This window comes from Rhizorhabdus sp. P4_G6, from assembly GCF_056401045.1.
In genome coordinates, this window is record NZ_JBFUKC010000002.1 from 153,957 (window position 1) to 173,213 (window position 19,257).

At 64.2% G+C, this 19,257-nt stretch carries 19 protein-coding genes; 9 read left to right on the forward strand and 10 right to left on the reverse strand.

Annotated elements, in window-relative coordinates; all coding sequences use genetic code 11:
* Positions 1–2: 2 nt before the first annotated feature.
* The 5 genes from AC1DPF_RS03010 to AC1DPF_RS03030 are packed head-to-tail and all read left to right on the forward strand — an operon-like array spanning position 3 to position 4,620.
* Positions 3–932 carry a cytochrome c oxidase subunit II gene (locus AC1DPF_RS03010; RefSeq protein WP_477959633.1) on the forward strand — a complete coding sequence of 310 codons (930 nt, stop codon included), beginning with the start codon at positions 3–5 and terminating at the stop codon, positions 930–932.
* A complete protein-coding gene (gene ctaD, locus AC1DPF_RS03015; protein WP_477959635.1) occupies positions 929–2,833 on the forward strand; it encodes a cytochrome c oxidase subunit I in 1,905 nt (634 codons plus the stop codon). Before AC1DPF_RS03010 ends, ctaD begins: the two co-directional genes overlap by 4 nt.
* The gene (locus AC1DPF_RS03020; RefSeq protein WP_477871838.1) at positions 2,826–3,437 is read left to right on the forward strand and encodes a cytochrome c oxidase subunit 3 family protein; all 612 of its coding nucleotides are present in this window, start codon (positions 2,826–2,828) and stop codon (positions 3,435–3,437) included. The genes ctaD and AC1DPF_RS03020 overlap by 8 nt, the downstream gene beginning before the upstream one ends.
* Entirely contained in the window at positions 3,434–3,763 is a 330-nt protein-coding gene (locus AC1DPF_RS03025) for a hypothetical protein (protein WP_477959637.1), read from the forward strand. Before AC1DPF_RS03020 ends, AC1DPF_RS03025 begins: the two co-directional genes overlap by 4 nt.
* Positions 3,751–4,620: a cytochrome c oxidase assembly protein gene (locus tag AC1DPF_RS03030; RefSeq protein WP_477959639.1), complete on the forward strand. Its 870-nt coding sequence runs from the start codon at positions 3,751–3,753 to the stop codon at positions 4,618–4,620. The genes AC1DPF_RS03025 and AC1DPF_RS03030 overlap by 13 nt, the downstream gene beginning before the upstream one ends.
* Before the next feature lie 106 nt (positions 4,621–4,726).
* On the opposite strand, the gene AC1DPF_RS03035 is transcribed toward AC1DPF_RS03030, so the two are convergent.
* From AC1DPF_RS03035 to AC1DPF_RS03045, 3 genes are all read right to left on the reverse strand, one after another.
* On the reverse strand, positions 4,727–5,554 hold the full coding sequence (locus AC1DPF_RS03035) for an SAM-dependent methyltransferase (RefSeq protein WP_477871832.1): 828 nt from the start codon (positions 5,552–5,554) through the stop codon (positions 4,727–4,729).
* Positions 5,555–5,593: 39 nt separating this feature from the next.
* Complete coding sequence (locus AC1DPF_RS03040) at positions 5,594–6,250, reverse strand: methyltransferase domain-containing protein (RefSeq protein ID WP_477959641.1); 657 nt, start codon at positions 6,248–6,250, stop codon at positions 5,594–5,596.
* Between the two features lie 299 nt (positions 6,251–6,549).
* Positions 6,550–6,936 (reverse strand): response regulator, encoded by a 387-nt coding sequence (locus tag AC1DPF_RS03045; protein WP_477959643.1) that lies wholly within the window; start codon positions 6,934–6,936, stop codon positions 6,550–6,552.
* Positions 6,937–7,174: 238 nt separating this feature from the next.
* Here AC1DPF_RS03045 and AC1DPF_RS03050 point away from each other — a divergent pair, with 238 nt between their 5' ends.
* Both AC1DPF_RS03050 and lon read left to right on the forward strand, forming a co-directional pair.
* Positions 7,175–7,594: an Hsp20/alpha crystallin family protein gene (locus tag AC1DPF_RS03050; protein WP_477871826.1), complete on the forward strand. Its 420-nt coding sequence runs from the start codon at positions 7,175–7,177 to the stop codon at positions 7,592–7,594.
* The gene (gene lon / locus AC1DPF_RS03055) at positions 7,591–9,975 is read left to right on the forward strand and encodes an endopeptidase La (protein WP_477871824.1); all 2,385 of its coding nucleotides are present in this window, start codon (positions 7,591–7,593) and stop codon (positions 9,973–9,975) included. Before AC1DPF_RS03050 ends, lon begins: the two co-directional genes overlap by 4 nt.
* Positions 9,976–10,010: 35 nt before the next feature.
* On the opposite strand, the gene AC1DPF_RS03060 is transcribed toward lon, so the two are convergent.
* Genes AC1DPF_RS03060 through AC1DPF_RS03070 form a run of 3 tightly spaced genes read right to left on the reverse strand, consistent with a single transcriptional unit; the run spans position 10,011 to position 14,172 of the window.
* Complete coding sequence (locus tag AC1DPF_RS03060; RefSeq protein WP_477959645.1) at positions 10,011–11,540, reverse strand: DHA2 family efflux MFS transporter permease subunit; 1,530 nt, start codon at positions 11,538–11,540, stop codon at positions 10,011–10,013.
* Positions 11,541–11,546: 6 nt separating this feature from the next.
* On the reverse strand, positions 11,547–12,713 hold the full coding sequence (locus AC1DPF_RS03065; protein WP_477959647.1) for an EmrA/EmrK family multidrug efflux transporter periplasmic adaptor subunit: 1,167 nt from the start codon (positions 12,711–12,713) through the stop codon (positions 11,547–11,549).
* Positions 12,706–14,172: an efflux transporter outer membrane subunit gene (locus tag AC1DPF_RS03070; protein ID WP_477959649.1), complete on the reverse strand. Its 1,467-nt coding sequence runs from the start codon at positions 14,170–14,172 to the stop codon at positions 12,706–12,708. Before AC1DPF_RS03070 ends, AC1DPF_RS03065 begins: the two co-directional genes overlap by 8 nt.
* 92 nt (positions 14,173–14,264) lie before the next feature.
* On the opposite strand from AC1DPF_RS03070, the gene AC1DPF_RS03075 reads away from it, so the two are divergent.
* Complete coding sequence (locus AC1DPF_RS03075; RefSeq protein WP_477959828.1) at positions 14,265–14,897, forward strand: TetR/AcrR family transcriptional regulator; 633 nt, start codon at positions 14,265–14,267, stop codon at positions 14,895–14,897.
* A 54-nt stretch (positions 14,898–14,951) separates the two neighbouring features.
* On the opposite strand, the gene rpsD is transcribed toward AC1DPF_RS03075, so the two are convergent.
* The gene (gene rpsD, locus AC1DPF_RS03080) at positions 14,952–15,566 is read right to left on the reverse strand and encodes a 30S ribosomal protein S4 (protein WP_477871816.1); all 615 of its coding nucleotides are present in this window, start codon (positions 15,564–15,566) and stop codon (positions 14,952–14,954) included.
* A gap of 196 nt (positions 15,567–15,762) precedes the next feature.
* On the opposite strand from rpsD, the gene AC1DPF_RS03085 reads away from it, so the two are divergent.
* Positions 15,763–16,077, forward strand: coding sequence for a chorismate mutase (locus AC1DPF_RS03085; RefSeq protein WP_477871814.1), 315 nt, complete (start codon positions 15,763–15,765; stop codon positions 16,075–16,077).
* A gap of 59 nt (positions 16,078–16,136) precedes the next feature.
* Here the strand turns inward: AC1DPF_RS03085 and AC1DPF_RS03090 are convergent, their stop codons facing one another.
* The 3 genes from AC1DPF_RS03090 to AC1DPF_RS03100 all read right to left on the reverse strand — a co-directional run bounded on the left by AC1DPF_RS03090 (position 16,137) and on the right by AC1DPF_RS03100 (position 19,185).
* Positions 16,137–16,943, reverse strand: coding sequence for a sterol desaturase family protein (locus tag AC1DPF_RS03090; RefSeq protein ID WP_477871812.1), 807 nt, complete (start codon positions 16,941–16,943; stop codon positions 16,137–16,139).
* 89 nt (positions 16,944–17,032) lie between these two features.
* On the reverse strand, positions 17,033–17,941 hold the full coding sequence (locus AC1DPF_RS03095; RefSeq protein WP_477871810.1) for a PEPxxWA-CTERM sorting domain-containing protein: 909 nt from the start codon (positions 17,939–17,941) through the stop codon (positions 17,033–17,035).
* Positions 17,942–18,114: 173 nt separating this feature from the next.
* Positions 18,115–19,185 carry a TrmH family RNA methyltransferase gene (locus AC1DPF_RS03100; RefSeq protein WP_477959651.1) on the reverse strand — a complete coding sequence of 357 codons (1,071 nt, stop codon included), beginning with the start codon at positions 19,183–19,185 and terminating at the stop codon, positions 18,115–18,117.
* Between the last annotated feature and the right edge of the window lie 72 nt (positions 19,186–19,257).

Here is a 19,257-nt window from a genome sequence, read left to right on the forward strand (position 1 = left end):
GCGTGAACCAGTCCGCGCTCGATCCGGCCGGTGACCATGCCGCGATCATCTATCAGCTCTTCGATGTGTTTCTTGGCATCACCGGTTTCTTCTTCTTTCTCGTGCTGCTGTTCCTGGGATGGGCGATCTGGCGCAGGGATCGCGACGATGATCGCGAGCAGAAGCTGCGCGTCGGCGTCGCCGGCTGGGCGGCGCTCATCACGATCGGGCTCTCCGTGCTGACCTTGGGGAGCTATTTCGCGGATCGCAGTCTCGCCTTCGCCGGCGCCGGGCAAAAGCCGCTGCGGATCAAGATGACCGCGCAGCAATGGTGGTGGGAAGTGGAATATCAGGACGACAATCCCTCCAAGACCGTCATCACCGCCAACGAACTGCATCTGCCGGCCGGCCGACCCGTCGAGATCGAGCTGACCTCCGACGATGTGATCCACAGTCTCTGGATTCCCAACCTTGCCGGCAAGCAGGACCTGATCCCCGGCCGCACCACCGACCTGGCGCTGCTGCCGCGACAGACCGGCCATTTCCGAGCGCAGTGCGCCGAATTCTGCGGTCTCCAGCATGCCCATATGGCGCTCGACATCCTGGTCGAGACGCCGGCCCGATTCGCAACCTGGTACGGTCGCTCGCTTCAGCCCGCGCCTGTACCCGTCACCGATGAGCAGAAGCGCGGCTACGCCATCGTCACCGGGCGTCATTGTGCGGGATGCCATGCAATCACCGGCACGCCCGCCTTCGGGACGGTGGGCCCCGATCTGACCCGGATCGCCAGCCGCGCGACGCTGGCAGCGGGCGAGCTTCCCAACGTCCGTTCGTGGCTGGAACGCTGGATCGACGAACCGCAGGCGATCAAGCCCGGCAGCCACATGCCGCGCGTGCCGCTCGACACCGACGAACTGCACGCGACCTCGGCCTATCTGGAGACGCTGCGATGAGCCGCGTCGACGGGCCGGAGTTCACCGGCGATGCCCTGCACCAGGCGCTCGAGAAGACCTGGTCCGACGTCCCCGGCCTGTGGGGCTGGATCACGACCGTCGATCACAAGCGCGTCGGCCGACGCTATATCATCACAGCTTTCGTCTTCCTGGGGCTCGGCGGCATCCTGGCTCTGCTCATGCGTCTGCAACTCGCCACGCCCGACAGCGGCCTGATCAGCGCCGATCGCTACGATCAGCTCTTCTCGATGCACGGCACGACGATGATGTTCCTGTTCGCCGTGCCGGTGATGGAGGCGATGGCCGTCTACCTGATCCCGCTGATGATGGGCACGCGTCAAATCGCCTTTCCGCGGCTCAATGCCTTCAGCTACTGGATATATCTGTTCGGCGGCATCTTCCTGTGGATCGCCTTCGTGCTCAATATCGGGCCGGAAGCGGGCTGGTTTTCCTATGTGCCGCTCTCGGGCCCCGAATATAGCCCGGGCAAGCGCACCGACGTGTGGGCGCAGCTCATCACCTTCACCGAGGTGGCCGCCCTGGCCGGCGCGGTGGAATTGATCACGACCATCCTCAAGCAGCGCGCGCCCGGCATGTCGCTCAACCGCATGCCTTTGTTCGCATGGTCGATCCTGGTGACCAGCTTCATGATCGTCTTCGCAATGCCGGCGGTCATGCTGGCCTCGTCCTTCCTGATTTCCGACCGGCTGATCGGCACGCAGTTCTATAATCCCACCGAGGGCGGCGACGCACTGCTATGGCAGCATCTGTTCTGGTTCTTCGGGCATCCGGAGGTGTATATCATCTTCATTCCGGCGGTCGGTTTCGTCAGCCAGATGACCGAGACCTTCACCCGCCGCGAGCTGTTCGGCTATCCGCTGATGGTGCTGGCGGTGGTCTCGATCGGGCTGCTCGCCTTTGGCCTGTGGGTCCACCACATGTTCGCGACCGGCCTGCCGAGGGTCGGCTATAGTTTCTACACCGCCGCCAGCATGATGATCGCGCTCCCCGGCGGCGTGCAGATATTCTGCTGGATCGCATCGATCTGGAGCGGCCGGCCGCGATGGGAAACGCCGCTGCTGTGGGTCGTGGCGTTCATCATCACCTTCGTGATGGGCGGGCTCACCGGCGTCATGGTCGCGAGCGTTCCGCTCGACCTCCAGCTCCACGACACCTATTTCGTGGTCGCCCATTTCCATTATGTGCTGATCGGGGGCTCGGTGTTCCCGCTGCTCGGTGCCGTCACCTACTGGTTCCCCAAGTTCACCGGCCGCATGATGGCAGAGCCGCTGGGGAAGTGGAACGTCCTGCTGTCCTTCATAGGCTTTCACCTGACATTCTTCCCGATGCACCTCACCGGGCTGCTCGGCATGCCTCGTCGCGTCTACACCTATCCCGCCAGCGCCGGCTGGTCGACGCTCAACCTGATCTCGACCGTCGGTGCCTTCTTGTTTGCCGCTTCGGTGCTGCTGTTCATCGGCAATATTGCCATCAGCTATCGCAAGGGCAGGGCTGCCGGCCCCAACCCTTGGGATGCTTCGAGCCTTGAATGGCTGCCAAGCTCGCCGCCGCCCAATTATAATTTCGCCCACATTCCACGCGTCGAGAGCCGCACCCCCCTGTGGGATGAAGATCGCCAGGTCATTCCCGGTCTTCAGGTTGACAAGCGCGAGTTGCTCTTGACCACGGGCATCGATGCCGTTCCCGATCTGCGTGAAGCCAGCCCGCCGCCCAATGGCTGGCCCTTCTTCGCGGCAATCGCCACCACGATCATGTTCCTGGGCTCGATCTTCAATCCCTGGGCGGTGATCTGGGGCACCCTGTTGATGGCCGTGCCGCTGATCTTCTGGTTCTGGCCGCATGATCCGCTGGAGCCGTTGCCGGAGCAGGGCGATGAGTGAGCCGCGCTTCACCGGTGACGCATCGGCTCTGCCCGATCATGCCTTCGGCCATCGCAGCACGACCTGGTGGGGGACCGGTGGTTTCATGGCGATCGAGGGAACGGGTTTTGCGCTCGCCTTCGCCGCCTATTTCTTCCTTATGGCGCAGGAACGGCAATGGCCTGCCAGCGCCTTGCCGCCGGACCTGCTGTGGGGAACGGTGACGCTGGTCCTGCTGCTGCTATCGGAACTGCCCAACATCTGGGTGAAACGCGCCGCGGAAATGGAGGACATCGCCAGAGTCAGGATCGGGCTTGTCGTGATGAGCCTGGTCGTCCTGCCGATCTTCGCCACGCGGGCATTGGAGTTCGATCACCTCAATATCGGGTGGGATCGCAACGCCTATGGCTCGATCACCTGGGCGCTGCTGTTTCTGCACACAGTCCATCTGATCACCGACTGGGTGGATACGCTGGTGCTGACGGCGCTCATGCACACGCGCCATGGCCTTAAGGGCCGTCGCTTCGTCGATGCCAGCGAGAACGCGCTATACTGGCATTTCATCGCCGCGAGCTGGGTGCTCGTCTACGGCATGATCTACTGGGTGCCGAGGCTGCACGGATGAGCGGGCTGAGACCCTGGTCGGCCTGGATCGGCGGCATTGCGGGCTGGTTTATGTCGCAGCAACTGGGATCGGACTTCGTCCAGCTCGACTGCCGCCATGCGACGCTTCTCGCCTGCGTCTTCGGCCTGGCTRGCGCCGCGATCCTGCTCCTCGGCGCTGCGCTCTCCTGGCCGATCTGGCGGCGCGCGGAAGGCGACCTCTCCCAGCCCCATGCCGGCAGCCGCCGCTTCGTGGCAGGCACCGGCGAACTTGCCGCCGTGATCTTCCTCCTTGCGATCATCTTTCAGACCGCATCCTCTTTCATTCTCCCGCAATGTCACGCCTGACAGCTCTGCTGCTATTGTCGTTCACGGCCTCGGCGGCCCATGCCCATGGTGGTGCCCATGCCGTTGCAGCCGGCCCGCCGGGCTGGACGTTGGATCCGGGCGTGATCGGGCCGCTGGCGCTGGCGCTCGCTGTGTATCTGATCGGCTTCACGCGCCTGCGCGCGCGCCGAAGCCTTTGGAGGAGTGCCGCGACATTCGGGGCAGGGTGGCTCGTTCTGGCTCTGGCCCTGATCTCGCCGCTACACGAGGCCGGTGAGCGCAGCTTTACCCTGCATATGATCGAGCATGAACTGATCATGCTGGTCGCTGCGCTGCTGCTGCCGCTGTCGCGGCCATGGGGCGTGATGCTGTGGGCATTTTCCAGACCCATGCGGGCGGTACTGGCGTCGCCAGGGCGATTCGTGCGGCGCCTTGCCAGCCCCGGGCTCGCGACCGCGCTCCAGGCCGCCGCGCTGTGGGCGTGGCACGCACCGCCATTATTCAACCGCGCGCTCGGTCATCCCGGCTGGCATGTGGCACAGCACCTATCGTTCCTCATTACCGCGCTGCTATTCTGGTGGGCAATGCTGCGCACGCCCAATCGCGCCCTGGCCGCCCTCTGCCTGTTCGCGACGTCGGTGATCGGCGCGGCGCTCGGCGCGCTCATGGCGCTTTCGGCGAGCCCCTGGTACTCGGCCTACGCCGCCATGAGTATGATGCCATTCGGTCTCTCGCCTACCGAGGACCAGGCGCTTGCCGGTCTCATCATGTGGGTACCAGGGGGCCTTGTTCATGCCGGTGCCGCGATACTCCTGCTCCGGCGGTATCTTTCGGATGGCAGGGATGCAGGCCGGGTGAGAGCGAGCGCGCCGGCGTGATGGCGATGTGTTCGTGCGCCGGACCGAATGCCGGGATCAGCCAGATGACGCTCCACGATTTGCTCCGCCTGCACGATCCCGATCTCCAGGCGAGCAGGGCCACCTGCTACGCGACGAACGTGAACATGCCATAGCGCATCGCACCCGTGCGATAGGCCAGGATGAGGCGCGGCAGGCTCAGCGCGAAAAGCCGATTCCGCGCCCGCAGCACGCGGCTGCGGGTGTCCGGATCGGTCATCATCGCGCGGAGCAGGCGCCGCAGGCATATCGTCCAGGTCCGGGCCACCTGCGCGCTGAGATCCTGGTGCTGCTCGCAGGCGAAGCCGGCCTGTGCGGCGAGATCGAGATAGTGCGATCGGCTGCCCATCGACGGCAGCCGCCCCTCCAGGCAGATCGGCTCCAGCAGGTGCCGGACATGCCAGCGCTTGGGGGCCTCGGCGGAAAGCCACGCGCAGACGACCAGCCGGCCTCCCGGCCGAAGGACCCGGCGGGCTTCGCTGAAGAAGGTCGCCTTGTCCGCCATATGCTCGGTGCTTTCGATCGCATAGGCCCCATCGAAGCTGGCGGATGTCAGGCCATTGTTCAGCCAATCGCGGCAATGGAGCGTGACGTTGGGCATCGGTGGGGCGTGCGCGGCCTGCTCAGCGGACAGGGTGAAGCCGGTTACATGCAAACCTCGTCCGGCCAGCCGCCGCGCGGTTGCCCCATAGCCGCAACCTATGTCGACGACATGCTCGCCCGGCCTGCAGGCGAGGCGATCGGCCACGGCGTCGCTCAGGGCCTCGACGGCGGCGGTTGCCGTCTCCCGTCCGGATCGCCACAGCCCATGATGGACATGCTCGCCCCACAGCGCCCGGTAGATAGGGTCGAGTTCGTCATAATGATCGGCGACCGCGGCGACGCCGATGGGCCGGCGCGGCAGGATCAGGACCATGCCGGCGCCCCGCCCGGATGCACGCCCTGCATCCTGCCGTCACCGCACATGTTCGACGCACAGCCGGAACGGGAAGCGCCGCACGATGCTGACCTGGTCGGCCGAGATGCCAGCATCGGCAAGGATCGACTGCCACTCCGCGGGACGAAAGGACCGCGCGATCGACAGGGTGCCGTCCTCCCGGACGATCCGGTGGACGCGCATGAGGCGGGCGAGCAGCGGGAAGCCGGCGTGCGAGAAGCGATGGCGATGCAGGTCGCTGATCAGCCAGCCGCGTTTGGAATGCTGCTCCATGTGCCGGATGAACTCGCGCAGCTGGTCGTCGGTCATGTGGTGGGTGACCTGGCTGCTGACGATGAAGTCGAACGGTCCGGGCACATCGTGATAGTCGCCGGTGAGATACTGGATATCCAGATCGGTTCGGTCGGCGGCGCGGGCGATCGCAGCGCTGCGCGGGTTGAGGTCGACGCCGACGAGCGCAGCGCCGATCCCGCGCTTGAGCGCCCAACGGCCGATATCGCGCAGCATGTCACCGGCACCGAAGCCCACGTCGAGCAGGCGGAAATTGCGAAGTCCCATCGTTGCGCCCGCGAGATAGCGAAGGGTGGGCTGCGTGGTGAATGTCAGCCGGTTCACGCGGGCAAGATCGTGCAGAACGGCGGCATAGGTTGCCGGGTCGAGATCGTCGGCATCCATCTGCTCTTCGACGCGGCTGCGGATGGCGAGACTTTCCGTCTTCCTTCTCCTTCGAGGGCCCCGCTTGTCAGTGTCACCTCATAGCACTTCTGCGGCGGAGCTTCGAGCAGCAAGCCATGCGCGTGGCCGCGCTTCGTCACATTTGCGATGATCTCTCGCCCGCGGGAGCGACCTTAGTCGCCCGCTGGTGAGCTCGATCGATCGCTGCGAGCACCGTGTCCGGCTTCGCATAAGGGACCATGTGACCAGCGTCCTTTACCGATCAGTTCGCTGTCCGGCACGACAGCGTGCACGGCGGCTCAGCTTGGCGGCGTTCTGTCGGCATTGTTGATCACCGTGGACACGCCGGTGACGATCTGGGCTTCTGCGAATGGCTTCTGGATGAACAAGCTGCCGGGTACGCCCTGGGAGTGCCATTCGACGCCGCTGTCGGCGCTGATATACACCACCCCGATGTTCGGCTTCAGCTCGCGCGCATGGCGCGCGACATCCCAGCCCGAGATCGAGCTTCCCAGCCGAATGTCGGTTACGATTGCATCCGGCTGACCGTCGCCTTCCAGGGCAGCCATCGCGCCGGGGCCGTCCCCGGCCAGCATGACGGCAAAGCCTGCATTGACGAGTGCGTCCTCGATGACCGCCTGGATGATGTTCTCGTCTTCGACAACCAGGATGATCGGCAAGTCCATTGATGGGTCCCCCAACCCGGGCGCACAACTTTACCATAAGCACAAGACATGTGGTTGTATACCATGCGTTTTTCCGCGCACCGCCATTCAGGCCGCGTGCCTGCCGGAACCGTCACGATCGCCAAGCGTATCACTCGCCACAGCTGCTTGAAATCAGCGCTGGCCGTTTCCTTATTAGGAAGAGAGTGGCCGGGTCGTCCGCGCGATCCGCTTCCGTGCCACGAGAGAGGACTCGCCAATGACCGGTCGTACACGCAACTGGATGTGGGCAGACGCCGTCGATCTGATCGATCGCGTCCAGCGCCTCAACCGGCAATCTTTCGCACCGGTGCGATCGGCGGGTGGTGCGCCCGGCTGGGAGCCGCCCGCCGACATGCTCGAGACCGACGCCCAGGTGCTGGTGCTGGTGGCTTTGCCGGGCGTCGATGTCGAGCAGACCGAGGCGGTGATCGAAGACGGCATCTTGATCGTGCGCGGCTCGCGGATCCTTCCCTCCGAACTCCGCACCGCGAAGATCCATCGCCTGGAACTTCCGCAGGGGTGCTTCGAACGCCGGCTCCCGCTGCCTGCCGGCCGCTATGAGGCGGTGCGCCGGTCCAGCCTCAATGGCTGCCTGCTGGTGACGTTGCACAAGGCAAACGGGGGAGCACGCAGATGACCGATGCCCTGACTGGAACGGACCGCGCGGAGGCGGGGACGGAGGCTGTCGAGATCCGCACAACGATGCCGGAATTGCCGGCCGACGCCATGATCATCTTGCCGGTGCGCAACTTCGTGATGTTTCCCGATGTGGTGATGCCGCTGACGATCGGGCGTCCCGCTTCGGTCAACGGTGCCCAGGCGGCGGTGCGTGAGAGCCGGCCGGTCGGCATTCTCACCCAGAGAGACGCGGAACTGCAGGACCCGACGGCGCTCGACATGCACCGCATGGGTACGGTCGCCAACGTGCTGCGCTACATCACCGGCCCCGATGAATCCAATCACCTCATCGTGCAGGGTGAGTCGCGCTTTCGCGTCCTCGAGTTCCTGCATGGCTGGCCGTTCCTCGTCGCAAGGATCGAGCGGATCGAGGAGCCATCGACCAAAGGCGCTGAGATAGAGGCGCGGTTCATCAACCTGCGCAAACAGGCACTGGAAACCGTGCAGCTTCTGCCGCAGGCGCCGCAAGGGCTGAGCGACGCCATCCAGAACATCGCATCCGCGGCGTCGCTTGCCGACATGACGGCAGCCTATCTCGACATAACGACTGAGGAGAAGCAGGAGATACTGGAGACTGTCGCCCTCGACAGGCGGCTCGACCGCGTATTGGCGCTGCTCGCGCAACGTCTTGAAGTGCTCCGTCTGTCCGCGGAGATCGGCCGCGGCGTGCAGGAGAAACTCGGCAATCGCCAGCGCGAGCATCTGCTGCGCGAGCAGATGGCGGAGATCCAGCGTCAGCTCGGCGAGGACGAAGGCAATTCCGCCGAGATCGCCGAACTCCGCGATGCCATCGCCAAGGCCGGCATGCCCGAGGATATCGAGAAGCAGGCGACGAAGGAGCTGCGCCGGCTCGAGCGGATGCCCGACGGCGCCGCCGAACATGGCATCATCCGCACTTATCTCGACTGGTTGACCGAATTGCCCTGGGCGACGCCCGATCCCAAGCCGATCGACATCGCCCAGGCCCGAGAGCAGCTCGACGCGGATCATTATGGGCTCGACAAGATCAAGCGCCGGATCGTTGAATATCTGGCGGTGCGCAAGCTCGCGCCGGAGGGGAAGGCGCCGATCCTTTGCTTCGCCGGCCCTCCCGGCGTGGGCAAGACCTCGCTCGGCCAGTCGATCGCGAAGGCGATGGCGCGCGAGTTCGTGCGCGTGAGCCTCGGAGGCGTACATGACGAGGCGGAGATTCGCGGCCACCGCCGCACCTACATCGGCGCGTTGCCCGGCAACATCATCCAGGCGATCCGCAAGGCGGGCACGCGCGACTGCGTGATGATGCTCGACGAAATAGACAAGCTCGGCCGCGGCATCCAGGGGGATCCATCCTCGGCGATGCTCGAAGTGCTCGATCCCGAACAGAACAACAGCTTCCGGGACAATTATCTCGGCGTTCCATTCGATCTCAGCCGAGTTGTCTTCATCGCCACGGCGAACATGCTCGATACCATCCCCGGGCCGTTGCGAGACCGCATGGAGATCATCTCGCTCGCCGGCTACACCGAGGAGGAGAAGCTCCGCATCGCCGAACGTTATCTCGTGCGGCGCCAGCTCGAAGCGAACGGTGTGGCGGACGGGCAGGTCGAGATCGACGGCGCCGCGCTGAGCGCCATCATCCGCCACTATACCCGCGAGGCGGGGGTGCGGAATCTGGAGCGCGAGATCGGCAAGGTGATCCGCCATGCGGCAGTCCAGATCGCCGAGGGCAGCGCGACCCATGTCGCGTTGGGTGAGGCGGATGTGACCGAGATACTCGGCGGCCATATATTCGAGAATGAGGTGGCACAGCGGACCAGTGTGCCGGGTGTGTCCACCGGGCTGGCATGGACGCCGGTGGGCGGCGACATCCTGTTCATCGAGGCGAGCCGCATGTCCGGCTCCGGGCGGCTGATCCTGACGGGGCAACTCGGCGACGTGATGAAGGAGAGCGCGCAGGCAGCGCTCAGCCTCGTCAAGAGCCGGGCCGACGCACTGGGAATCGATGCCACATCGTTCGAGAAGAGCGACGTTCATGTCCACGTCCCCGCCGGCGCCACGCCAAAGGATGGTCCGAGCGCCGGGGTGGCGATGTTCATGGCGCTGACCTCGCTGCTGACGGGCAAGACCGTGCGCAGCGATACCGCGATGACCGGCGAGATATCGCTCCGGGGACTGGTGCTGCCGGTCGGCGGCATAAAGGAGAAGGTCGTTGCTGCGGCAGGCGCTGGCATAACCCGTGTCATGCTGCCGGCCCGCAACCGCCGGGACTATGACGACATCCCGCAAAATGCCCGCGAGAAGCTCGAGTTCATATGGCTCGAGAAGGTCGAGGACGCGCTGGAGCAGGGATTGGACCCCTGACCGATCTTCTTGCGCGCGGGATCGCCTGTGCTCGATCAGTGCAAGGCGGCCTCGGCTGGCACATTGCCCTTCGGGCGGGGGGACAGCCACACCCAGGCTGCGATCAGCCACATCGTTAGCGCGACGATTAGGAACACCTTGTCGGTGGCAAGGGTCAGCGCCTCCTTGTCGACAAGTTGCGCGATGATCGTGCGGACCTGTTCGGTCGAGAAACCTCTGGCCGTCAGCGCGGCGCTGGTCACGTCGGCGTGGATTTTTCCGGCCAGATCGCTGCCGAAGCTCCGTGCCTGGTCATCCCAGTAGGTCATCGTCAACGACGTCGCGACCGCCAAGGCTATCGTGCGGACGAAGTTCTGAAGACCCGCAGCCGATGCGACCTCTTCCGGCGCGACGGATCCCAGCGTCATCGTCGTGACCGTCACGAAGAAAAAGGGCATGCCCAAGCCCATCAACATCTGGGGCAGCGCCAACGTCCAGAAATCCGCTCCGCTGGTCCAATTGGTACGGACCAGCGTCGCGATGCCGATCCAGACCAGGGCGGCTGACAGGATGATCCGCGGATCCATCTTCGTTGCCAGGAGTGGAGCGAAGCGTCCTACGACCATCCCCGACATAGCTGTGAATGCGGTGGCGAAGCCCGCCTGGGTGGCGGTATAGCCGAGCGACAGCTGCATCCATTGGGGTATGACCACGATCCCCGCGAAATAGGCTCCGAAGCCCATCGCGAGCGACACCGCACCGATCGAAAATCCGCGGTAACGGAACATCCTGATGTCGACGATCGGATGATCTTCCGTCAATTCCCAGATTACGAAAACGAGGAATCCGATCCCGGCGACGATCCCCAAGACCAAGACGGTCGGATCGGCAAACCAGTCATGCTCGCGACCTATGTCGAGCATGATCTGAAACGCACCGATCCAGGTGATGAGCAGGGCCAGTCCGATTATGTCAATCGGCCGTTTGACGGTCAGCGTTTCGATCGGCCGCACGAGCCTGTAGGCGGTGATGGCGCAGAAGGCGACGATTGGCACGTTGATGAAGAAGATCCAGTGCCAGCTTATATTGTCGCTGATCGTGCCGCCCAGAATTGGACCCAGCGCCGGCCCCACGAAGGATGTCATCGCCCAAAGGGTCGTTGCCTGGGCGCGTTTTTCCGGCGGATACAGCCGAAGCAACAGCGTCTGGGTGAGCGGCATTAGCGGACCGCCGCATATTCCCTGCCCGATCCGGCAGACGATGAGCATCCCCAGACTGACGGACATGCCGCACAGCACCGAGAAGATGCCGAAACCGAGCACGCCCAGCACGAATGTCCTCACCGCACCAAAGCGTTCGGCGAGCCAGCCGGTCAACGGTACGCAGATGGCTTCGGCGACCGCATAGGAGGTGATGACCCACGTCCCCTGGCTGGGTGATATGCCGAGGTTGCCGGCAATATGCGGTACCGACACGTTCGCGATTGTAAGGTCCAGGATGACCATCAGGTTGGCGGACGCCAAGGCGATGGTGGCGAGGAACCTGCGCCGCCCGGTGACCAGGTCATATGTTTCCCTGTGGTCCATGGAAGCTCAGTCGCCGGAGACGTCGACTTCGGCTTCCATGGACAGCCCGACCCGCAATGGGTGCGCGGCGAGCTCCCTGGGATCGAGTTCGATCCGTACCGGCACGCGCTGGACGACCTTGATCCAGTTGCCGGTCGCATTCTGCGCCGGGATCAGAGCGAAGGCGGAGCCGGTGCCCCCCGAAAAGCCGACGACCCGGCCATGATATTCGACATCGCCACCATAGATGTCGGCCGTCAGGGTTGCCGGCTGGCCAGGCTTCACGCGGCGGAGCTGCCGTTCCTTGAAGTTCGCTTCGACATACACCTTCGACAGCGGCACGATGGTCATGATCGAGGTGCCCTGCGCAACGCGCTGCCCGACCTGAACCTGCCGGCGTGCGACGATCCCGTCGATGGGCGCGCGGATGACGGCGCGATCGAGATCCAGCCTTGCAGCCTCGAGCTTCGCTTTCGCGGCCAGCACCATCGGATCGGTTTCGATCGTCGAGCCGGACACAAGCGCCTGGTTGGCCGCGAGTTCGCCTGATGCGGCACCGCGGCTCGATTGCGCCTGGGCGATGCCCGCGCGGGCGACGTCGAGATTGGCGCGAGCGGCCGCGAACGCCTTGCGCGCACTGGTCAGCTCTTCGCCCGACACCGCACCCGAGGGCTGAAGTTCGAGGCGCCGATCGAGATCGATGCGGGCCTTGTCGTAATCCGCGCGGGCGTTGGCGAGTTGGGCCTCGGCGCGCGCGATGTCGGCGCGGCGTGCTTCGACCTGCGCCAACAGGGAGGTGCTGGTGGCCGACGCCTGACGGAACATGCGCCTGGCGCGCGCCAGTTCCGCCTCCGCCTGCGCATAGGCAATCCGGCTGTTGCTGTCGTCCAGGCGCACCAATATGTCGCCGCGCCGCACCGGCTGGGTGTCGCTGACGGTGACCGAGAGGACCTGCGCCGAGAGCAGTGGTGTCACCTGGGCCACCTCGGCATTCACATAGGCGTTGTCGGTGCTGACATGGTTGCGGCCGATCAGCAGGTACCAGAGCGTATAGAGCAAGGCGGCCGCCGCCACGGCAAGCGCGAGTCGCGTCAACCAGGTCTTGCGCGCCTGCAGCCGAACAGCCTTGGCGGCGTCTTCAAGCTCGTGCATCGAGGCATCCGAAGGCTTGGTCACTGGATCGGCATCAGCCATTGGGCCTGTCCTTGGCAAGATGTGCGGTAGTGGTCGTGAAGCCTCCGCCAAGCGCTCGGACCAACATGACGTCGAGTGCAAACGCGCGGGCGCCCAAATTGGCGACGAAGCGGCGCGCCTGCAATACCCGCTCTTCGGCGGTCAGCACGTCGAGATAGGTCGACAATCCACCCTGGTAGCGCTTGCGGGCGATCGAATAGGCCTCCTCGGAGTCGGCGAGCGCCTGGCGAGACTGGTCGAGGCGATCGGCCAGCGCTCGCTGGCTGGTCACGGCGTCGGCAACCTCGCGATAGGCGCCTATGACGGTCTTGTCATAATCCGCTACCGCTTCGTCATAGCGTGCGCGCGCTTCGCGATAGCGGCCGCTCAAGGCGCCGCCATGAAAGATCGGAAGGCTCACGGCAGGTCCTGCATTGCCGAAGAGCGATCCGCCCTTGGTGAGATTCTCCAGCCCAATCGATTGTACCCCGACAAGTGCGCCGAGGCTGATCGAAGGATAGAAATCGGCGCGTGCGACCTTGATCCGGCTTGCGGCAGCTTCGGTTCGCGCCCGCGCCGCCACGATATCCGGGCGCCGGCCGATGAGATCGGTCGTCACCTGTGCGGGCAAGCCAGGTCGATGGAGGCTTGTCAGCAAGGGGCGGGCTATGGTCAATCCGCGGTCCGGGCCGGCACCGACGAGGGCGGCGAGCTGGTTGCGGCCCAGCGCGATCATCTCGTCGATCTCGGCCAGGTCGGCTCGCGCCTGCGGAACGCCAGCGTCCGCCTGCTTGAGCTCAGCCCTGGTGTCGAGCCCGGTCCTGACCCGATCCGAGACCAGCTTCTGGGTCGCGAGCCGCAGCTCAATGGCCGCTGCCTGCACATCGCGTTCGGCGTAGAGCCGCGCGAGGTCTGCATAGGCTGCTGCAATGCTCGTGGTGAGCATCAGCCGGGCCTGGTCCTGCTCGATCCGGGCCGCCTCCGCTTCGGAGGTTGCTGCGGCGAGAGCAGCGCGGTTGCGGCCCCAGACGTCCAGGTCGAATGAAAAGTTCAGTGCCGCCTGTCCGGTGTCCTTCCAGCCGTGCGGCACGAAAGCCGGTGGAATCCCGAGATAATAGCTCTGTTTTTCCACGCCGCCCTTGCCCTGTGCGTCGAGCGACGGAAGCAGGGAGCCGCCGGCCGCCTGCGCCAGTCCCTGCGCGCGACGGAAGCGCGCTGCCGCTGCGACGGCATCAGGGGATCCTTTGAGGCCCTCGTCGATAAGCTGCGCAAGCTGGACGTCGCCATAGCTTTCCCACCAGTCGCCATCCGGCCAATCAGCGGACGTGGGAGTCGCCAGGCTTCGCTCGGCCGCCATCGTCGCTGCCGAGCGGATCTGGGGTCTGGCTCCGAGATTTGGCACGGCCGCGCACGCCGTTAGCGAAGCCGCCATCGCGGCGGCTAAGGTCAGGCGGGACATCGAGAACCGATTCGAATGCATATGAAACCGTACTGCCTGGTATTATTTCGGCATGTGATCCCAAGTTGGCCACTTGTCAATGCTGATCTGTACCATATAGTACGGTAATGATCATGGTACATGAAAAGCCGATATTGGGACGGAGGGAGGCCAGGCGGCTCGATCGCCGGGAGACCATTCTGGCGGTTGCCCGCAGATCGTTCCTTGAGCAAGGCTATGCCGCGACGACGATGTCCGGCATCGCAGCGGCCCTCGGCGGGTCGAAGGCTACCCTATGGAGCTATTTCCCGTCGAAGGAGGCTCTGTTCGAGGCGGTGCTCGACAGCGCCACATCGGCGTATCGCCTCGAGGTTTCGACGTTGCTCCATCCATGCGGGGATCCTGAGCGGACACTCCGAGCCTTTTGCAGAAGCTACCTGCACAAGGTCACAAGTCCCGAAGCGATCGCGCTGCACAGGCTGGTGCATGCCGAAGCCGGCCGCTTCCCGGAGATGGGAGCTATTTTCTACGAGCGCGCGCCGTCCACAATTCACGTCCTCCTCGAGGGTTTTGTCGAGTCGGCGATGGAGCGCGGCCTGCTCCGCTGCGACGATCCGATGCGGGCCGCGAAGGTCCTGACGAGCCTGTGCGTCTCGGGATGTTACCAGCAGTTGCTGCTCGGCCAGCTGGAGGCGCCGACGCCCGAGCTTATCGCCGCCGATGCCGATGCGGCGATGGACATCTTCCTGCGCGCCTACGCCCCCTGAACGAAAAAGGGCGACCCGAAGGCCGCCCTCTGTAATTCCCCGATTCGGGACCGATCAGCGCGAATAGAATTCGACGACCAGGTTCGGTTCCATCTTCACGGCATAAGGCACTTCGTCCAGCGTCGGCACGCGGACGTAGGTGACCTTCGAGCCGCCGTCGGCGGCGATATATTCGGGAATGTCACGCTCGGACAGGCCCTGTGCTTCGAGCACCAGCGCCATTTCCTGCGCCTTCGAACCCAGCGAGATCTCGTCGCCCGGCTTCACCAAACGCGACGCGATGTTGCACTTCACGCCGTTGACGCGGATGTGGCCGTGGCTGACCAGCTGGCGCGCGGCGAAGATCGTCGGCGCGAACTTGGCGCGATAGACGACGGCGTCGAGGCGGCGCTCGAGCAGGCCGATCAGGTTCTGCGAGGTGTCGCCCTTCATGCGCGAAGCCTCGGTGTAGTTCTTCTTGAACTGCTTCTCGGTGACGTCGCCGTAATAGCCCTTGAGCTTCTGCTTGGCCTTCAGCTGGATGCCGTAATCCGACATCTTGCCCTTGCGGCGCTGACCGTGCTGGCCCGGACCATATTCGCGCTTGTTGACCGGGCTCTTCGGACGACCCCAGATATTCTCGCCCATGCGACGGTCGAGCTTGTACTTGGCGCTGGTGCGCTTCGTCATGATATTTCCTTCAATCGCTACAACGTTTTCGTCCCAGCTTCGGCAGGGACGGTTCTTTCCCGGTATTTCGCTCTGCTTGGTCCTTGCGAACGGCAGGGCCACCACTTCACCGGGGTGTGGGGCCTATTGCGAAGGCGGGCCTATGGCGGCGAAAGGGCGGATAGTCAAGCCTGCCGGACCGCGCTAAGGGCCGCGCATGACCGACCAAAAAACCGTACCCGCCGCCGATTGCACCGATATGAGCCAGGTCCGCGCCGCGATCGATGCGCTGGATACGCTGGTTGTGACGCTGCTGGCCGAACGAATGCGCTATATCGAGGCGGCCGCGCGGATCAAGCCGAGCCGCGACGCCGTGCGCGACGAAGTCCGCAAGGCGGCGGTGGTGGCGCATGCGGTCAAGGTCGCCAACGACCGGGGCTTTCCGCCGAAGCTTGCCTACCAGCTGTACGACATGCTGGTGGAGGGATCGATCGCTTATGAGTTCGAGACGTTCGACAGGCGGCAATCCTAGACCTTGATTCACGCTTTCGGCGGAAGCGCCACGCGCTTCCACCTCAGACGATCATTGCTTTAGGGTGGGTCCCCCGCTTCGGGTTCGGCGATCGTCATGTCAGGCCGGTTCTCCGGGGCAATGCCATAGCTGGGGGGCCACGCCGTTGGCGGCAGGTGATGCGTACCGAATATCCGGTCGTACAAGGGCAGGATCGACGCATAGTTGCGGTTGACGTGATCGATCCGCGAATGATGCCAATGGTGGAAGCGTGGCGATGACAGGACATGTTCGAGCCAGCCGAGCCGCCAGCCGATATTGGAGTGGATGAAGAAGCTCCACACCGTGCCGGCGATCAGGACGAGCACCGGTATGCTGCTGCCCGATCCCGATCCCGGCGCTCCGAAGCCCGCGATCGAAACCAGCGACAGTCCGCACATCCGCGTGAAGATGATGTCGATCGGATGGGCACGGCTGTTGATGAGCCAGTCCATCCGCTCCGGCTCGTGGTGGGTCGCATGATAGCGCCATAGCCACGGCACCTGGTGCATCGCCCGGTGGCCCCAGTAGAAGCCCAGTTCGCCGATCACGAAGGCGGCGGCAATCTGGATCCAGATCGGCAGCATCGCGACCCAGAGAAAATAGCTATCCGGAACAAGCTGTCGTGAGAGCGCGGCGATGGCCCCCAACGGGAAGGCGAGTATCAGCGTTGGAATCAGGCCGGTCAGGAAATAATAGCCGAGGTCGACCAGCATCTGCGGACGAAGAGTCGGCTGTCGGTTCACGGCGAACAGGCGCTCGAGCGGCACGAACAGCGCGATCAGCAGGAACAGCCAGATGATCTGGCTCCTCAGGATCAGCAGCAGGTGCATCAACTCGGGGGACATGTTGTTCCGCCCTGGTTCCAAAACGGCCGGCCGCCGATCCTAGGGCGTGGCGGCTGTCCTGTCAGCCGCCGGCCGGCGGGGATCGATTTTCAGATGATCTGCGCGTTGAGCGCGCGCCGGCCCGTCAATGGCTGGCGGCGCGTCCGCATCACCCCGCCGACAAGCCCGAAGCCGATCAGCATCATCGCCCAGGTCGACGGCTCGGGCACCGAGAGATTGACGTTGTCGATCAGCGCGAAGGGCGGCTGGCCGATCGGCGTACCATAAGCGAGCAGCGACAGTGTCTGCGTGGTCGCGGTCGCGGTGAAGGTCATGTTCTCATATTGCCACGGAACGAAGCCATGGCTGGCATTGGCTTCGATGTGGGTCGTGTAGAATTCGGAACCCGGATCGAAGACGGTGCTGCCCTCCTCGCCGCTTGGTATGGTGTAAGAGCAGATGCCGAAGCAGACGGTCCAACCTTCGGTGGTGTCGCCCGAGAAGCCCTGCTGCTGGGCTGCGGCCCAAGCGAAGGTCAGGTGATATTGCCGGCCGATCTGGAGGCCCGTCACGACCTGCTCGATCGGACGGTTGAGATAGGCGCCGTCCGCAGCGATGAAATTGCCGCCGCCACCGGTCGAGGTGATCGGGCTGTTCGTCAGGCCGTTCATCTCCGGGCTGCCGAATGTATCGGGACCCCACAGCGAAAAGCGGGAATCGCCGGGATTGGCGGTGGTATAGGCCCCGTCGAACAGATCATCGGCGCCGGTCAGCGAGCCGCCCCCGAAATAGCTGGGATTGTCCATCATGACGAAGTTGTAGCCGCCAGTGGTTGTCCAGCCCGTCAGGGTGGGGAGGCCATCGGTGCCATCACCGAAGATCGTCGAATGCTGGGCATTGCCATTGGTCATGGTGACCAGGTCGAAATCGCCGTTGACGAGCAGGTTCGCAGCCTGAGCCGGCCCTCCCGCCGCACAGGCAATGGCAGCCGCCGCAAGGGCGAACAGCTTGATACGCATGACCACAGATCCCCCGATCACAGAACGCAATCCAAGATACTTACGACATTTCGAAGATCGATGCAAGATTCCGCAGAAAACTGGGATTTACATCTAGTTTACAATCAGGGTGAGCGCCCATCAACCATGTAAGTCCGATGATTTAGGGGATATATTCGCGGCGCCGCAGCATTTCAGCGCCGGCGCGGCTTGTCGATAGTACTGAGAACTCCGCGCAGCGTCCGTATTTCCTGAGCGTTCCACGCTGGCTTCGTCAGCAGGCTGCGCAGCGTCCGCCTGGTGACCGGTGCGCGGTCCGGCGGAAAGAAATAACCGGTGTCGGTAAGCATCCGATCGAGATGGTCGATCAGGCCGTCAAGGTCTTCCTGCGGTGCGGGGGGATCGAGTTCTACCGCTGGCGGCGAAGAGAGTTCGACGCCCTTGGACCACTCATAGGCGATCAGGATTACCGCCTGCGCGAGGTTCAGGCTGCCGAACTCGGGATTGATCGGGACGGTGATGATCGTCCTGGCCAAGGCGACATCGTCGGTTTCAAGACCCGATCGCTCGGGCCCGAACAGGATCGCGCAACGGCCGCTCTCCGTATGAATATCAGCGGCGGCCGCCTCGGGCGTCACCACCGGCTTGGTCACACCGCGCTTGCGCACCGTCGTCGCATAGACATGCGCGCAATCGGCGGTCGCCTCCGCCACGCTGTCGTAAACCTGGGCGCGCTCGAGAACGATGTCCGCACCCGAGGCCGCTGGACCTGCATCGGGATTGGGCCAGCCGTCGCGGGGGCTGACCAATCGCAGCTCGATTAGCCCGAAGTTGAGCATCGCGCGCGCGGCCTTGCCGATATTTTCGCCCAACTGGGGGCGGACGAGGACGATGACGGGGGGGCTGGCTGCTGTTTGCGGCTTTCGCATTTCTTGCCGCTCATCCTGAGGAGAGGCTGAGCTTGCCGAAGCCTCGTCTCGAAGGATGCTCGACTTCTTGGCGAGCCGCGTGAGGGCGGACCAGTTGCCATCGATCAGAGCCTGCTTCTTGAGGCGCGACCAGCCCTTGATCCGCCTTTCCGCCGCGAAAGCCTGGTCGCGTTCCGGAAACTCCTCGGACCACACCAGACTGACGGGGCGGCGGCTTTGCGTATAACCAGTAATGGCGCCGGATTGATGCTGAGCGATCCGGCTCGTCAGATCATCGGAATGACCCACATAGAAGCTGCCGTCGGCGCAGCGCAGCATATAGGCCCAGAAACTCACTTTAAGGGTCCTTCGATACGGGGCTTCGCCAAGCTCAGCCCCTACTCAGGATGAGCGGGCCGGCGAATATGG

Coding starts and splice junctions, on each gene's coding strand:
- ctaD (WP_477959635.1), top strand. CDS start 929: ATGAGCCGCGTCGACGGGCCGGAGTTCACCGGCGATGCCCTGCACCAG.
- AC1DPF_RS03020 (WP_477871838.1), top strand. CDS start 2,826: ATGAGTGAGCCGCGCTTCACCGGTGACGCATCGGCTCTGCCCGATCAT.
- AC1DPF_RS03030 (WP_477959639.1), top strand. CDS start 3,751: ATGTCACGCCTGACAGCTCTGCTGCTATTGTCGTTCACGGCCTCGGCG.
- AC1DPF_RS03035 (WP_477871832.1), bottom strand. CDS start 5,554: ATGGTCCTGATCCTGCCGCGCCGGCCCATCGGCGTCGCCGCGGTCGCC.
- AC1DPF_RS03040 (WP_477959641.1), bottom strand. CDS start 6,250: ATGGATGCCGACGATCTCGACCCGGCAACCTATGCCGCCGTTCTGCAC.
- AC1DPF_RS03045 (WP_477959643.1), bottom strand. CDS start 6,936: ATGGACTTGCCGATCATCCTGGTTGTCGAAGACGAGAACATCATCCAG.
- AC1DPF_RS03050 (WP_477871826.1), top strand. CDS start 7,175: ATGACCGGTCGTACACGCAACTGGATGTGGGCAGACGCCGTCGATCTG.
- lon (WP_477871824.1), top strand. CDS start 7,591: ATGACCGATGCCCTGACTGGAACGGACCGCGCGGAGGCGGGGACGGAG.
- AC1DPF_RS03060 (WP_477959645.1), bottom strand. CDS start 11,540: ATGGACCACAGGGAAACATATGACCTGGTCACCGGGCGGCGCAGGTTC.
- AC1DPF_RS03065 (WP_477959647.1), bottom strand. CDS start 12,713: ATGGCTGATGCCGATCCAGTGACCAAGCCTTCGGATGCCTCGATGCAC.
- AC1DPF_RS03070 (WP_477959649.1), bottom strand. CDS start 14,172: ATGCATTCGAATCGGTTCTCGATGTCCCGCCTGACCTTAGCCGCCGCG.
- AC1DPF_RS03075 (WP_477959828.1), top strand. CDS start 14,265: ATGGTACATGAAAAGCCGATATTGGGACGGAGGGAGGCCAGGCGGCTC.
- rpsD (WP_477871816.1), bottom strand. CDS start 15,566: ATGACGAAGCGCACCAGCGCCAAGTACAAGCTCGACCGTCGCATGGGC.
- AC1DPF_RS03085 (WP_477871814.1), top strand. CDS start 15,763: ATGACCGACCAAAAAACCGTACCCGCCGCCGATTGCACCGATATGAGC.
- AC1DPF_RS03090 (WP_477871812.1), bottom strand. CDS start 16,943: ATGTCCCCCGAGTTGATGCACCTGCTGCTGATCCTGAGGAGCCAGATC.
- AC1DPF_RS03095 (WP_477871810.1), bottom strand. CDS start 17,941: ATGCGTATCAAGCTGTTCGCCCTTGCGGCGGCTGCCATTGCCTGTGCG.